The sequence below is a fragment of the Pseudomonas sp. BF-R-19 genome (assembly GCF_019956445.1).
Lineage (GTDB): Bacteria > Pseudomonadota > Gammaproteobacteria > Pseudomonadales > Pseudomonadaceae > Aquipseudomonas > Aquipseudomonas fluorescens_BH.
The window spans coordinates 32,144-45,373 of record NZ_JAHBDN010000081.1 but is presented as its reverse complement, the minus strand read 5'-3'; the positions used below and the strand labels follow the sequence as shown (position 1 = coordinate 45,373).

The window sequence follows — 13,230 nt, the reverse complement described above, 5'->3', positions numbered from 1 at the left end:
CATGACGCAGACTTCCATCACTCGCAGCTGGGTTGCATCCGCCAACGAGCACGCGGATTTCCCCCTGCAAAACCTGCCGCTGGGCGTGTTCAGCCTCAACGGCTCGGCACCGCGCAGTGGCGTTGCCATTGGCGAACATGTCTTTGACCTGCAAGCCGCCCTTGAGGCCGGATTGTTCGATGGCGCCGCGAAGGCTGCCGTCGAGGCCACCCGTGGCGGTCAGCTGAACGCGTTCTTCGAGCTGGGCCGCGAGGCTCGCGTCGCTTTGCGCGAGCGTTTGCTGGAACTGTTCGCCGAGGGCAGCACCCTGCACGGCAAGATCGAGGCCCAGGGCGCAAAACTGCTGCCGCTGGCGGCGGATTGCCAGATGCACCTGCCGGCGAAAATCAACGATTACACAGACTTCTACGTCGGCATCGAGCACGCACAGAACGTCGGCAAACTGTTCCGACCGGACAACCCGTTGTTGCCGAACTACAAGTACGTGCCAATCGGCTACCACGGTCGCGCGTCGACCATTCGCCCGTCCGGTACCGATGTACGCCGTCCGAAAGGCCAGACGCTGCCGGCCGGTCAGAGCGAACCGACGTTCGGCCCTTGCGCTCGCCTGGACTACGAACTGGAGCTGGGCATCTGGATCGGCCAGGGCAACGACATGGGCGACTCGATTGCCATTGGCGACGCCGCCGACCACATCGCCGGTTTCTGCCTGCTCAACGACTGGTCGGCACGGGACATCCAGGCCTGGGAATACCAGCCGCTGGGGCCGTTCCTGTCGAAAAGCTTCATCACCAGCATCTCCCCGTGGGTGGTCACCGCCGAAGCGCTGGAGCCGTTCCGTCGTGCCCAGCCTGCGCGTCCCCAAGGCGATCCGCAGCCGCTGCCGTACCTGCTCGACAAACGCGACCAGGCCGCTGGCGCGTTCGACATCGAACTGGAAGTGTTGCTGCTCACCGAGGCCATGCGCGAACAGAACCTGCCAGCCCATCGCCTGACCCTGAGCAACACCGGGCACATGTACTGGACCGTGGCGCAAATGGTCGCGCACCACAGCGTCAATGGTTGCCAATTGCAGGCCGGTGACTTGTTCGGCTCGGGCACGTTGTCGGGGCCGGAGAACGGTCAGTTCGGCAGCCTGCTGGAAATTACCGAGGGTGGTAAAAAGCCGATCGAACTGGCCTCGGGCGAGGTGCGTAAATTCCTCGAGGACGGTGACGAAATCATCCTGCGCGGCCGTTGCCGCCGCGACGGTTTCGCTTCCATCGGTTTCGGCGAATGCCGCGGCAAAGTGCTGCCGGCGCGCTAACAGGAGCGGGGCATGGAACTCTATACCTACTACCGTTCGACATCTTCGTACCGGGTGCGTATCGCGTTGGCGCTCAAGGGCCTGGATTATCAATCCTTGCCAGTCAACCTGATCGCCCCGCAGGGCGGCGAGCATCGACAGCCGCCTTATCTGGGCATCAACCCGCAGGGCCGCGTGCCGGCCTTGCGCACCGATGAAGGCGAATTGCTGATCCAGTCTCCCGCGATCATCGAGTACCTGGAGGAACGTTATCCACAGGTGCCACTGCTGTCCGGGGACCTGGCTGCCCGTGCTCACGAGCGCGGCGTGGCGGCCGTGATCGGCTGCGATGTGCACCCGCTGCACAACGTCAGCGTGCTCAATCGGCTGCGCCAGTCGGGTCACGACGAACCGCAGGTGGTGGAGTGGATCGGTCACTGGATCGGCCAGGGGCTGGCCACGGTGGAGCAGTTGATCGGTGATGACGGTTACTGCTTTGGTCCCGAGCCTGGGCTGGCGGACGTCTACCTGATCCCGCAGCTGTACGCGGCCGAGCGGTTCAATGTTTCTCTTGAGGCTTATCCGCGAATCCGGCGAGTGGCGGCATTGGCGGATAAGCACCCGGCGTTCATCAAGGCGCATCCGGCGAATCAGCCAGACACGCCTTGAGGCCTCACACCGCTCCCACAGGTTTCAGTGGTGCACACAAATACTCGTCACAGCGCAAAATAAAGGTGGGAGCGGGCTTGCTCGCGAAGAGGGCGTGCCAGTCAACAATTATGTGGCTGACACACCGCTTTCGCGAGCAAGCCCGCTCCCACAAGGTTTTTGTGATCAGTGAACGATGGAGTTCGGCGGCAGGTGCCCCAGCCGTTCCGTCAGGCGAATCCGCTGGATCGGATCGTCGCTGAGCAGCAGTGCGTGCTCCAGGTCAAAACGCTCGGCGTTCGGGCAGTCCAACCGTTGGTACAGGCTGGCCCGGGCCAGATAGTCGGCGGCAGTGGCATTGCCCAGTTCCAGGACGCGCTCGGCGTCGATCAGGGCATTGATGACATCGTCGTGGGACAGGTACAACTGGCGCAGGTTGCGCGACAGCCGTTGCAGCATCTGCAGCGGCTCGGCGGTTACCAGGTGCTCGGCGCTGAGCTTCATGTTCGGGCCAAACTGGCGGTGCAGCAGTTCCCGACAATCGTTCGGGTAAAGGCGACGGCCGCCGCAGGGGTCGAGCAAATGATCGGCGCCCGGCACCCGCAGCAGGAAATGCCCGGGGAAGTTGACCCCGACCATGGGAATCTCCAGGCCCCTGGCCAATTCCAGCGCAATCAGCCCCAGCGTCAAGGGCTGCCCTCGTCGGCGCTCCAGAACCTTATCAAGCAGTGCCACTTGCGGGCGCAAGGGTGTGAAGTCGTCCTGGGCATAGCCAAGGTCGTTCATGCGGCGCAGCAGCGGCTGGGCCAGTTCACTGACCGGCAGCATCGGCAAGCCGCCGCTGACCCGTTGTTGCAACAACTGAAAATCGGCCAACAGCGCTTGCGGCTCCACCTCGTTGTCGTGCTCGGCTGCAATCCACAGTGCCGCCTCGAACAGCGCGGGCGGTGAACGTTGCAGGCAAGCGAAGAACGATTGGCGCGGGGTCATCAAAATCTCCGGGCAATGCCTCGTTTTAGCCCCCTCTCCGGCATTCGTCCAGTGCTGCACAAGGGCGATCACAGGTTATTTCCGAAAGCCTGCATTGGGGCCGTTCTTATTCCGGTGCGCTTCTGCAATTTTTGGGCGCAAGCCTATACTGGCGACTACAAGAAGTGATTCGGGAGCCTTACGATGTTCGCTCTCATGCAAAGCACTCGCCTTGAATCGCTGCATCTGAGCGTTGACTCGGTCACCGGGTTGAAGGCGGTCATTGCCATTCATAACAGCCGGCTGGGGCCTGCCCTGGGCGGTTGTCGTTACCTTGCCTACCCCAATGACGAATCGGCGGTCGAGGATGCTGTGCGCCTGGCCCAGGGCATGAGCTACAAGGCTGCGCTGGCCGGCCTGGCCCAGGGCGGCGGCGTGGCGGTGATCGTGCGCCCGGCCCATGTGGAAAACCGTGCGGCGCTGTTCGAAGCCTTCGGGCGCTGCATCGAACAGCTTGAAGGCCGTTACATCACTGCCATCGACAGCGGCACTTCAGTGGCGGACATGGATTGCATCGCCCAGCAAACCCAGCACGTCACCAGCACCACCTCGGCGGGCGACCCTGCGCCACACGCGGCGATGGGGGTGTTTACCGGCATCCGCAGCACCGCCATGGCCCGGCTCGGCAGCGACAACCTCGAAGGCTTGCGCGTGGCCATTCAGGGCCTGGGCAATGTCGGGTATGCATTGGCAGAACAGTTGCACGCTGCCGGTGCCGAACTGCTGGTCAGCGACATCGATCACGGCAAGGTGCAACTGGCCATGGAGCAACTCGGCGCGCACCCGATTGCCAACGAGGCGCTGCTCAGCACACCTTGCGACATCCTCGCACCCTGCGGGCTGGGCGGTGTGCTCAACAGCCATACCGTGTCGCAATTGCGCTGCTCGGCGGTGGCCGGTTCAGCAAACAATCAGCTGACGCATCTGGATGTCGCCGACCAACTGGAGCGCCGCGGCATCCTGTACGCACCAGATTATGTGATCAACGCCGGTGGGCTGATTTACGTGTCGCTCAAGCACCGCGGCGAAGAACTGTCGACCATCACCGCGCACCTGTCGAAAATCAGCTCGCGCCTGACCGAAGTGTTCGCCCACGCCCAGGCGGAAAAACGCTCCCCCGCACGGGTGGCGGACGAGTTGGCGGAGAAGGTGTTGTACCGGTGAATCAGATGAGTTCTCCACAGGCATGAAAAAGGCCCTGGGTCATTCGACTCAGGGCCTGTTCAATTCGGGCTTTGTTTACTTGGCGGCTTTGGGGGCCTTGGCAGGCTTGGCCGGGGTGACTGGCTCAGCGGCCTCAACGACCTCGACCGCTGCAACAGGTTGTGCGACTTCAACCGGTGCGCTGAGCAGTTCGGACAGGGCGTCCGGCTGGCTCTTGAACGCCTTGGCGAACACGTCGCGATTTTTCGCCATATAAATCCCGGCTTCTTCCACTTGCTGCTCGGTCAGGGACGGAACGGCTTTTTGCAACACTTCAGCCAGCAACTCGGCCAGTTCGAGCATTTTGTCATGACGGTCAGCTTCGGCTTTATCCATGAACAAGCGCTCCAGATCTCGGCTGCTGCGGTATACCACTTCGACGGCCATTCACCACCTCACATGCCTTCACATTGGTTGTCGATTTCGACTACTGTATCTATATACAGCGAAAGGATAAGCGAAACCCTGTCTTTTGGATAGTGGCTTTTCAATATAGACCGGATTCGAGATTTGTCAGGCGAGGCGCTGCACGGGTGCGACCAAACGCCACGGCGCGCGATCCGGAGCGGCTCGCCATCATGGGCTGGCCTTTTTTCTGCATGCAGAAAAACCGTCACGTCCAACCCGCATCATCCGGTCGAACCGACCTAAGGAAGCAGCATCGTGAAAATCAACTGGGCCGAAAAACTGCGGCAGAACGTGCATGAACTGGCCGAGTCCCTGGGCAATCTGTTCGTCGAAACCTTTCACTACCTGGCGCTGTTCGCCATTGGTGCGGTGACCGCGTGGGCGGCGGTGATGGAGTTTCTCGGGATGATCGAAGAGGGGCACATCAAGATCGATGACATCTTGCTGCTGTTCATCTACCTGGAATTGGGGGCGATGGTCGGGATTTACTTCAAGACCAACCACATGCCCGTGCGCTTCCTGATCTACGTGGCGATCACCGCGCTGACGCGGTTGCTGATTTCCAACGTTTCGCACCACAACCCGCCGGACCTGGGGATCATCTACCTGTGCGGCGGAATTCTGCTGTTGGCGTTTGCGATTCTGGTGGTGCGTTACGCTTCGTCGCAATTTCCTTCGGTGAAGATCGAGAACCCACACCGCAAGTCAGGTGCGGGCTCCAGTGAACATCCAGAAGTAGAAAAGGGCGAGCTTTAAAGCCCCATGGAGGGTCGGGGACGGCCATTGGCGGGTGGCGGCAGGCTGTGCGTGCCGCCATCGGTCATGGATTCGAGGATGGCCACGGCACTGTGGCCCTGCTCGATGGCAATGCCGAACTGAATGCTCTGCACCAGTCGTTTCAGGCGCTCGGGGTCATTGCGTTGTTCGGCGCTGATCATGCGCTTGGCCACCACGCGGCCACTGTTGGACAGGGTCAGCATGATGCTGCCGTCCAGACCCTGAATGCTCAGGTTGATCTGGTAATCCGCTGCAAAGGCATCGGTAATGAGCTGGAAAGGGTTGTCCATGATGCGTCACCGCCTGATTGAACGTGCAGTTGTTGACCGGCCGTGATCGGGTTTGTTCGCAATGCCTGACCACCGGCCATCTCGTCATCATTGTTCCAACCAGGATGTAGCAAGGGGCATGCCGACAAAATTGTCGGACAAAAAAACAAGTTCTGTAGGAGCGAGCTTGCTCGCGATGGTCGTGAACGATAACGCGTCAAACCAGATGGTTTGCGGCGCCTGAGGGTTTTTCGCGAGCAAGCTCGCTCCTACAGGGGCCGCGTTTTCTGCCCGTTTCAGGGCAATAACGGCTGGCGTGCAACCAAAATGGTCAACATTCCACCCAGTTCACCGCCAGTCCGCCCCGTGACGTTTCTTTGTACTTGTCGTGCATGTCGGCGCCTGTGTCGCGCATGGTGCGGATCACCCGGTCCAGGGAAATGAAGTGTTTGCCGTCGCCGCGCAGGGCCATTTGCGTGGCGTTGATGGCTTTCACTGCGGCGATCGCATTGCGCTCTATGCACGGTACTTGCACCAGTCCGCCAACCGGGTCGCAGGTGAGGCCGAGGTTGTGTTCCAGGCCGATTTCGGCGGCATTTTCCAGCTGCTCCGGGGTGGCGCCAAGCACCTCTGCCAGGCCTGCGGCGGCCATGGCGCAGGCGGAGCCGACTTCACCCTGGCAGCCGACTTCGGCCCCGGAGATCGAGGCGTTTTTCTTGCACAGGATGCCGACGGCAGCTGCACCCAGGAAGAACGCGACCACGTCGTCGTCAGACGCATCGGCATTGAATTTCATGTAGTAGTGCAGCACCGCCGGAATGATCCCCGCCGCGCCGTTGGTCGGTGCCGTGACCATGCGCCCGCCAGCGGCGTTTTCTTCGTTCACGGCAAGGGCGTACAGGTTGACCCATTCCATTGCCGACAAGGTGGACGTAATGACATTCGGCTTGCCGATTTCCTGCAGGCTGCGATGCAGTTTCGCCGCTCGACGTGGAACACTCAGGCCGCCGGGCAAGATGCCTTCGTGGCGCAAGCCCTGTTCGACGCATTCGCGCATCACCGACCAGATATGCAACAGGCCCTGGCGAATGTCAGCGTCACTGCGCCAGGCCCGTTCGTTGGCCATCATCAGTTCGCTCACCCGCAGCCCGTGTTGGTTGCAGAGCCTGAGCAGTTCGGCTGCGCTGGAGAAGTCGTAAGGCAGCACCACATCGCCAGCCGGTGCGATCCCGGATTCGGCTTCGGCCGCTTCGATGATGAAACCGCCGCCCACCGAGTAATAGGTTTGCTCGAACAGTTCGCCGGTTTCACCGAAGGCTGTCAGGGACATGGCATTGGGGTGGTAGGGCAGGCTCTCGTTGAGCAGCAGGAGATCGCGTTGCCAGTCGAAGGCAATTTCCATAGCGCCTGCCAGACACAATTTGCCGGTTTCACGCAGGGTGTGAATACGCCTGTCGATGGTGGTGGGATCGATGCGGTCGGGCCATTCGCCCATCAGGCCCATGACGCAGGCGCGGTCCGTTGCGTGGCCGACGCCGGTCGCTGAAAGAGAACCATAGAGGCGGATTTCCACGCGTCGCACGTCAACCAGAAAACCCTGATCGACCAGCACTTGGGCAAAGGTTGCGGCAGCGCGCATCGGACCGACGGTATGGGAACTGGACGGGCCGATGCCGACTTTGAATAGATCGAAAACACTGATAGCCATGCTAAAGCCTGTACATGCAATGGAAGGGAAATCGCTGCCATTTATGTAGGACAAGCGCAATTTGGGCGATACTGCCTGTCACGGTCCTGCGTGACCAACGAAAATTCCTAAGACATCCTTTAGCAGGACTAAACGATGAGTCGTCAATTACACGCCCAGACGTATGTCTGGCTGAACGTGTTTGCCTGTGCCGCGCGGCACCTGTCGTTCACCCGCTGCGCCGAAGAACTGCACATCACACCGGGGGCCGTCAGCCAGCAGATCCGCCAGCTGGAAGAACGCCTGGGTTTTCGCCTGTTTCACCGCCGCGCCCGCGGGGTGGAGCTGAGCGCAGAAGGCCAGCGCCTGGCCATTACCGTCAACGAGGCCTTTGGCAGCATCGACGCGGAATTGCGACGACTGGATGCGGGCATGATCAGCGGGATTCTGCGGGTGCGTTCGATTCCGTCGTTCCTGAGCAAATGGCTGACGCCGCGACTGCCGCGTTTGCAGCAGCGTTTTCCGGACATTCAGTTGCGCCTGGTGGCCGAGGACAGCAGCGTGCCGTTGCATGAAGGCGACTTCGACCTGGCGATCGACCTGAACGACGGCAGCTATCCGGGCCTGTTATCCACAGCCTTGCTGGATGAACAGATTTTTCCGGTGTGCGCGCCGAGCCTGTTGCGTGGTCGTCCGCCGCTGCACGGTCCGGCAGACCTGATGCACTTTCCCTTGCTGCACGACATCACCGCCTGGCGCGGCAGCTACGAGTACGCGGAATGGGAGTTTTACCTCAATGCCATCGGCTTCGAGGGGGCGGATGTGCGACGTGGCCATACCTTCAATCGCAATCACCTGACCATCGAAGCGGCCATCGCCGGCATGGGCGTGGCGATTGCGCGACGAACGTTGCTCAATGATGAGTTGGAGCGTGGTGCGTTGATCGTGCCGTTTGGCCTGGCGGTGCCCAATCACAAGCGCTACATGCTGCTTTACGCACCGGGGGCGTTGAGCCATCCGGGTGTGCGCGCGGTGCACGATTGGTTGGTGGAGGAGGCGGGTGCTTTTCGCAGCCTGCACCCGTTGGGGGAGCGGCAAATGTGAGCAATTATTACGCAAGAGCAGGGCGACCCAACTCCCGACCTTAACAGCGCTTTTACCGGTTGTCCGGCTTTTTTTGCGATTGAAAATTTATCTTTTTTAGGGGCTTGAATTGTTCAGCGTACAGACCGATTGTGTAAGTAAGAGGTCACGGTGATGACGCCCAAGGGCTTAGCTGACCGGCCTCTCGCGAGCTAGCTGAAATAAGGGATGAACTATGCAAATCCAAGTCAATAGCGATAACCATATTCAAGGCAGTAAACGACTGGAGGAGTGGGTACGTACGACCATTGAGAGCACGCTCGAACGCTACGAAGAGGACCTGACACGAGTCGAGGTTCACTTGCGGGACGAGAACGGCGACAAGCCGGGTCCCCACGACATGCGCTGCCAGCTGGAGGCGCGGCCAAAAGGCCATCAACCGGTTTCCGTCACCCATAAAGCCTCCACCATGGAGCAGGCGATCGACGGAGCGGCCACAAAACTTGAACATGCGCTGGAGCATATGTTCGGCAAATTACGCGGCAAACGAGCCAATGTGGTGCCCATCGAGAGTGGCGCCCATGCCGACCAGCTGCTGGAAGAAGAGTTTCTTGAGAACGAACAGGCAGCGCTTAACGGCTGACACCTGATTCACTTTTTTACCTTCCCATGAAAACGGGCCTGCATTGCAGGCCCGTTTTGTTTTGGGTGGCTTTTGGATTCCATGGCGATTGGCTTGCGCTGTGGAGACAGCCGAGTTTGCGCCGCAACCAACCGGCGTAATAGAGGGGTTCACCCGCTCCCTTTGCGTATGAGAATATTTATCATTAATATTGCGTCCTTGCCGGCCCCCTGACGCTGTCGTGGCCTCATCCGGTTTCCAGGTCCAGACATGAACGCCAAACCCCGCACACTTCCCGTTTCCTACCGATTGGCGGTCGCTTCGCGGGTGCTTGCGGCCGTCTTCGGCGGTTACCTCGTCGCATCGCTGGCCAGTGTCAGCCTCAGCCTTTGGCTGCCTGTCGCTCGCGCCGAAGCGGTGGTGATCGGGATGATGACCTCGTTTCTGGTGTACCTGCTGGCCGTGATCTGGTGCTTTGCCTGCGGCAGTGCGTGGCGAGCCTGGTTCGGCGTGATGGTGCCGGGCTTGATGCTGGCAGCGGTGCTCGGGTTGGCGTACGGGCTGGGCCGTTCATGAAAGAGGGCTTTCGCCAGTCGATGGCCTGGTTGCACACCTGGGCCGGGTTGATTTTCGGCTGGTTGCTGTTTGCGATTTTCCTGACTGGCACGCTGGCCTATTTCAAAAGTGAAACCAGCCACTGGATGCAGCCGGAAATCCCGGTTCGTTCCGTGTCCGCCGAAACCAGTTTGACCGTGGCTCAACACTATCTTGAGCAACACGCCGCAGGCGCCTCACGTTGGTTGATCGAGTTGCCCAGCGCCCGGCGGCCGGGTTTATCAGTGCACTGGGAACCGGCAGCGGACAAGCCTGGCCAACACCGCGAACAATTGCTCGACCCGCTAACCGGCACCGAAGTGCACCCCCGCGAGACAATGGGCGGCGAGTTCTTCTATCGCTTCCACTTCGAGTTGCAAATGCCCTATCCGTGGGGGCGCTGGTTGGCGACTGTCGCTGCCATGTTGATGTTTGTGGCACTGATCAGCGGCATCATCATCCACAAGAAAATCTTCAAGGACTTCTTCACCTTCCGCCCGCGCAAGGGGCGGCGTTCCTGGCTCGACGGGCACTACTCGGTAGGCGTGCTGGTGTTGCCGTTTCACCTGACGATCACCTACAGCAGCCTGGTGATGTTCATGATGATGGTGATGCCGGCGGGGATTGAGGCCAGGTACAAGGGCGATGCCCAGACGTTTTATCATGAGGCGATTCCTGAGTCCGAAGTCCCGTCAGCCGTGGGCAGTTCCGGTCTGTTGATGCCTTTGGCGCCGTTGCTGGAGCAGGCCAACCGACTTCGGCCAAGCGGCCGGATTGCCGAGGTGACGGTGAACCACCCTGGCGACGCCAATGCTTCGGTGGTGATGCAGTTCGACGGGGCCGACCGTGTGGGCCACGATTTCGGCCGCACCGTGTCCTTCAATGGCGTAACGGGTAAGCAGCTGGAGGCGATGCCGGAGCGCTCGTTGCCTGTTGCAATCGCCGGCGGGTTCTTCGGTCTGCACATGGGCCATTTCGCCAGCCCGGTGTTGCGCTGGATGTACTTCATGTGTGGTCTGGCCGGTACGGCCATGATCGGTACCGGGCTGGTGATCTGGCTCGGCAAACGTCAACTCAAGCATGCCAAAAGCGCTGTGATGCCTTTCGAGCTAAGGCTGGTGGACGTGCTGAACATCGCCAGCATGTCGGGGCTGATACTCGCAGTGGCGGCGTTCTTCTGGGCCAATCGATTGTTGCCGGTGACCATGGCCGGACGCTCGGATTGGGAGGTCAACGGCTTCTTCATCGTCTGGGGCTTGAGCCTGCTACATGCCATGCTCCGCCGAGGCCGGGCGGCCTGGGTCGAGCAACTCGCGTTGGCGGCGTTGCTGTTTGGTGCAGTGCCGCTGTTGAACGCCCTGACGACACCGTATCACCTGGGTGTGTCGTTGGCGCAGGGCGATTGGGCCATGGCCGGGTTCGATCTGGCATGCCTGGTCAGCGGCCTGTTTTTCGCCTGGGCAGCCTGGAAAATACGCAACTCGGAAATGGCTCAAGTCGTCGGCACAAAACGCCCGCGATCGATGGCGCTCGAACGGGAGGCGAACTGAATGTTGCTCGCCGCGTTGCTTTGTTATGCCGGTTTTACCGCGCTGTGTTTATCGATGGACCGGCATCACGCCGAACTGCTGGGGCATAAACCGACACAGCGTCGGCGTCTGGGCCTGAAACTGCTTGGCTGGCTTTCGCTGAGCCTGTCGTTGTGGGCGGCAGGTTGGGGATTGGGCCTGGTTCAGTGGTTCGGCCTGTTGATGCTCAGTGCATTGTTGCTGGTTTTGCTGATTCCCTACCGTCCGCGTCTGGCCTTGTCTCTGGCCGGGTTGAGCCTGCTGGCCAGTCCGATTGCCGTGTTTGCGCAGTGTTGAATCGATGATCACTCTCCCCCCCGAACCCCGCGATATCGAGGGTGATCAACAGCGCGGAGACCGTGCGCATTTTCTCCAGGTGTTTCTCTCCCAGCGTTCGCAAATGGAAGCGCTGGTGAGTCGGCGCGTCGGTTGCCGGGCGACGGCGGCCGACCTGGTACAGGATTTGTTCCTGCGTTTCTGGCGGCGGCCGCTGGTGCAAGTCGAGGAACTCAGCACCTACCTGTTGCGCTGCGCCGGCAACATCGCCATCGACCACTTGCGCAGTGAAGGCACGCGGGTCCGAGCCAGCGAAGGCTTGATGGTGGAGCCACCGGACAGCCATGGCTGCGGACCGCAAGCGGCGCTGGAGGCGGGCAACGATTTGCGCCACGTCGAAGCCGCGTTGCGCGCCTTGCCGGAGCGTACGCGGCAGATCTTTTTGCTCAACCGCATTCACGGCCGCAAATACGCCGAGATCGCCAAGGCCATGGGCTTGTCCCAAAGTGCCGTGGAAAAACATATGATGCGCGCCCTCGAAGCCTGCAAGGCCAGCCTTCGGGAACCCGAATCGCGTACGCCAGGGAAAGCACCGTGAACCACTTCGAACGCGTCACCCCGACGCCCGCACAGGAGCAGGCCGCGCTGGCCTGGCTGAGCCTGTTGCATGACCAGCCCAGCAGCGCTGACCAGGCGACGTTCAGCCAATGGTTGCAGGCCGACTCCGCCCATGCCGAGGCGTATGCCCAGGTGCAGGTCTTGTGGGAGTTGAGCGAAGGGCCGGCGCGCACGCTCGCCGATGAAGACGCTTTTGCCTTGCAGGGCTATCTCAACGCCATGGACAAGCCGCGGCGCAGCACGGTCGGGCGCTGGTCCGGTGTGCTGGCGATGGCCGCATGCCTGCTGTTGATGATCAGTCTCGGCACAGGTTGGCAGCCGATGCGCTGGATCGATGACCTGGGGGCGGATTACGTCTCGGCACCGGGGGAAATCCGCACCGTCACCCTGGCCGATCAGTCGCAGGTGACACTGGATGCCGACAGCGCCATCGCCGTGGATTTCAGTCGCGGTGAGCGGCATGTGCAACTGCGTCGCGGCGCCGGTTTTTTCAGTGTCACCCACACCGGCGAGCCGTTTGTGGTGGACGCCGAGAAAGGCCAGGCGCGGGTCCTGGGCACGCAGTTCGAAGTCCGTTTGCAGCCCCACGGTGCACAGGTCACGGTGCTGTCGGGACGGGTTGGCGTGACGGCGGACCAGAACGCCGATCAGCAAGTTCTCACCGCCGGCCAGCAAGTGACCTACGGCGAAGGCTCGGCGCAAACACTCCACGCGGTGGACAGCGAAGCGCAGTTGGCATGGCGCCAGGGCTGGCTCAATTACTACAAGGCGACGTTGGCCGATGTGGTGCAGGATTTGGCGCGCTATTACCCCGGTCGGATCGTGATACTCAACGATGAACTGGCGACGCGGCGGGTCAGTGGCAGCTTTCCGAGCAGGAACCCGCAGGCGGTGTTGAGTTCGTTGCAGGGCGTGTTGGGGTTTGAGCAGCATCAGGTTTTGGGGCAGCTGATTATTTTGCGTTGAGGCGACTGACCTCTTCGCGAGCAAGCCCGCTCCCACAGGTATTGAGTCGGCCACCAAATTGGGGCAACACATAACCCTGTGGGAGCGAGCTTGCTCCGGGCGGCGATCCGACGATGGGGCCAGTTCAAACACTACATCACCCTGAATAAAAATATTTTCATTTTTTTGCTGAGGTAAACCCGATTGCCATCCGTGTA

Annotated in this window: 14 protein-coding genes and 1 pseudogene; 11 read left to right on the top strand and 4 right to left on the bottom strand. The window is 60.9% G+C overall.

Features of this window, described 5'->3' with window-relative positions:
* Nucleotide 1 precedes the first annotated feature (1 nt).
* Complete coding sequence (gene fahA, locus KGB28_RS23230; RefSeq protein WP_223448059.1) at nucleotides 2–1,306, top strand: fumarylacetoacetase; 1,305 nt, start codon at nucleotides 2–4, stop codon at nucleotides 1,304–1,306.
* A gap of 12 nt (nucleotides 1,307–1,318) precedes the next feature.
* Nucleotides 1,319–1,954: a maleylacetoacetate isomerase gene (gene maiA / locus KGB28_RS23225; protein ID WP_223448058.1), complete on the top strand. Its 636-nt coding sequence runs from the start codon at nucleotides 1,319–1,321 to the stop codon at nucleotides 1,952–1,954.
* 165 nt (nucleotides 1,955–2,119) lie between these two features.
* Here the strand turns inward: maiA and KGB28_RS23220 are convergent, their stop codons facing one another.
* The gene (locus tag KGB28_RS23220; RefSeq protein ID WP_223448057.1) at nucleotides 2,120–2,923 is read right to left on the bottom strand and encodes a SirB1 family protein; all 804 of its coding nucleotides are present in this window, start codon (nucleotides 2,921–2,923) and stop codon (nucleotides 2,120–2,122) included.
* 183 nt (nucleotides 2,924–3,106) lie between these two features.
* Between KGB28_RS23220 and KGB28_RS23215 the strand changes: the two genes are divergently transcribed.
* A complete protein-coding gene (locus tag KGB28_RS23215; RefSeq protein WP_150727387.1) occupies nucleotides 3,107–4,126 on the top strand; it encodes a Glu/Leu/Phe/Val dehydrogenase family protein in 1,020 nt (339 codons plus the stop codon).
* 186 nt (nucleotides 4,127–4,312) lie between these two features.
* Here the strand turns inward: KGB28_RS23215 and KGB28_RS23210 are convergent.
* Nucleotides 4,313–4,552, bottom strand: a pseudogene (locus tag KGB28_RS23210) (YebG family protein); the annotation flags it as partial.
* A 276-nt stretch (nucleotides 4,553–4,828) separates the two neighbouring features.
* Between KGB28_RS23210 and KGB28_RS23205 the strand changes: the two are divergent.
* Nucleotides 4,829–5,329 carry a phosphate-starvation-inducible protein PsiE gene (locus tag KGB28_RS23205; protein ID WP_150718070.1) on the top strand — a complete coding sequence of 167 codons (501 nt, stop codon included), beginning with the start codon at nucleotides 4,829–4,831 and terminating at the stop codon, nucleotides 5,327–5,329.
* On the opposite strand, the gene KGB28_RS23200 is transcribed toward KGB28_RS23205, so the two are convergent.
* Complete coding sequence (locus KGB28_RS23200; RefSeq protein ID WP_223448056.1) at nucleotides 5,326–5,640, bottom strand: DUF3509 domain-containing protein; 315 nt, start codon at nucleotides 5,638–5,640, stop codon at nucleotides 5,326–5,328. The two genes, KGB28_RS23205 and KGB28_RS23200, sit on opposite strands and share 4 nt — an antisense overlap.
* A 310-nt stretch (nucleotides 5,641–5,950) precedes the next feature.
* Nucleotides 5,951–7,327 (bottom strand): L-serine ammonia-lyase, encoded by a 1,377-nt coding sequence (locus KGB28_RS23195; protein ID WP_223448055.1) that lies wholly within the window; start codon nucleotides 7,325–7,327, stop codon nucleotides 5,951–5,953.
* 135 nt (nucleotides 7,328–7,462) lie between these two features.
* Between KGB28_RS23195 and KGB28_RS23190 the strand changes: the two genes are divergently transcribed.
* From KGB28_RS23190 to KGB28_RS23160, 7 genes are all read left to right on the top strand, one after another.
* Entirely contained in the window at nucleotides 7,463–8,410 is a 948-nt protein-coding gene (locus KGB28_RS23190) for a LysR substrate-binding domain-containing protein (RefSeq protein ID WP_008046773.1), read from the top strand.
* Nucleotides 8,411–8,624: 214 nt separating this feature from the next.
* Entirely contained in the window at nucleotides 8,625–9,032 is a 408-nt protein-coding gene (locus KGB28_RS23185; protein WP_007970346.1) for an HPF/RaiA family ribosome-associated protein, read from the top strand.
* Nucleotides 9,033–9,281: 249 nt separating this feature from the next.
* Entirely contained in the window at nucleotides 9,282–9,587 is a 306-nt protein-coding gene (locus KGB28_RS23180) for a DUF3649 domain-containing protein (RefSeq protein WP_223448054.1), read from the top strand.
* Nucleotides 9,584–11,155: a PepSY-associated TM helix domain-containing protein gene (locus tag KGB28_RS23175; RefSeq protein WP_223448053.1), complete on the top strand. Its 1,572-nt coding sequence runs from the start codon at nucleotides 9,584–9,586 to the stop codon at nucleotides 11,153–11,155. The genes KGB28_RS23180 and KGB28_RS23175 overlap by 4 nt, the downstream gene beginning before the upstream one ends.
* A complete protein-coding gene (locus KGB28_RS23170; protein ID WP_223448052.1) occupies nucleotides 11,156–11,470 on the top strand; it encodes a DUF3325 domain-containing protein in 315 nt (104 codons plus the stop codon).
* Nucleotides 11,471–11,474: 4 nt separating this feature from the next.
* Nucleotides 11,475–12,047 carry an RNA polymerase sigma factor gene (locus KGB28_RS23165; RefSeq protein ID WP_150727380.1) on the top strand — a complete coding sequence of 191 codons (573 nt, stop codon included), beginning with the start codon at nucleotides 11,475–11,477 and terminating at the stop codon, nucleotides 12,045–12,047.
* Nucleotides 12,044–13,033 carry a FecR family protein gene (locus KGB28_RS23160; RefSeq protein WP_223448051.1) on the top strand — a complete coding sequence of 330 codons (990 nt, stop codon included), beginning with the start codon at nucleotides 12,044–12,046 and terminating at the stop codon, nucleotides 13,031–13,033. The genes KGB28_RS23165 and KGB28_RS23160 overlap by 4 nt, the downstream gene beginning before the upstream one ends.
* Nucleotides 13,034–13,230: the final 197 nt, after the last annotated feature.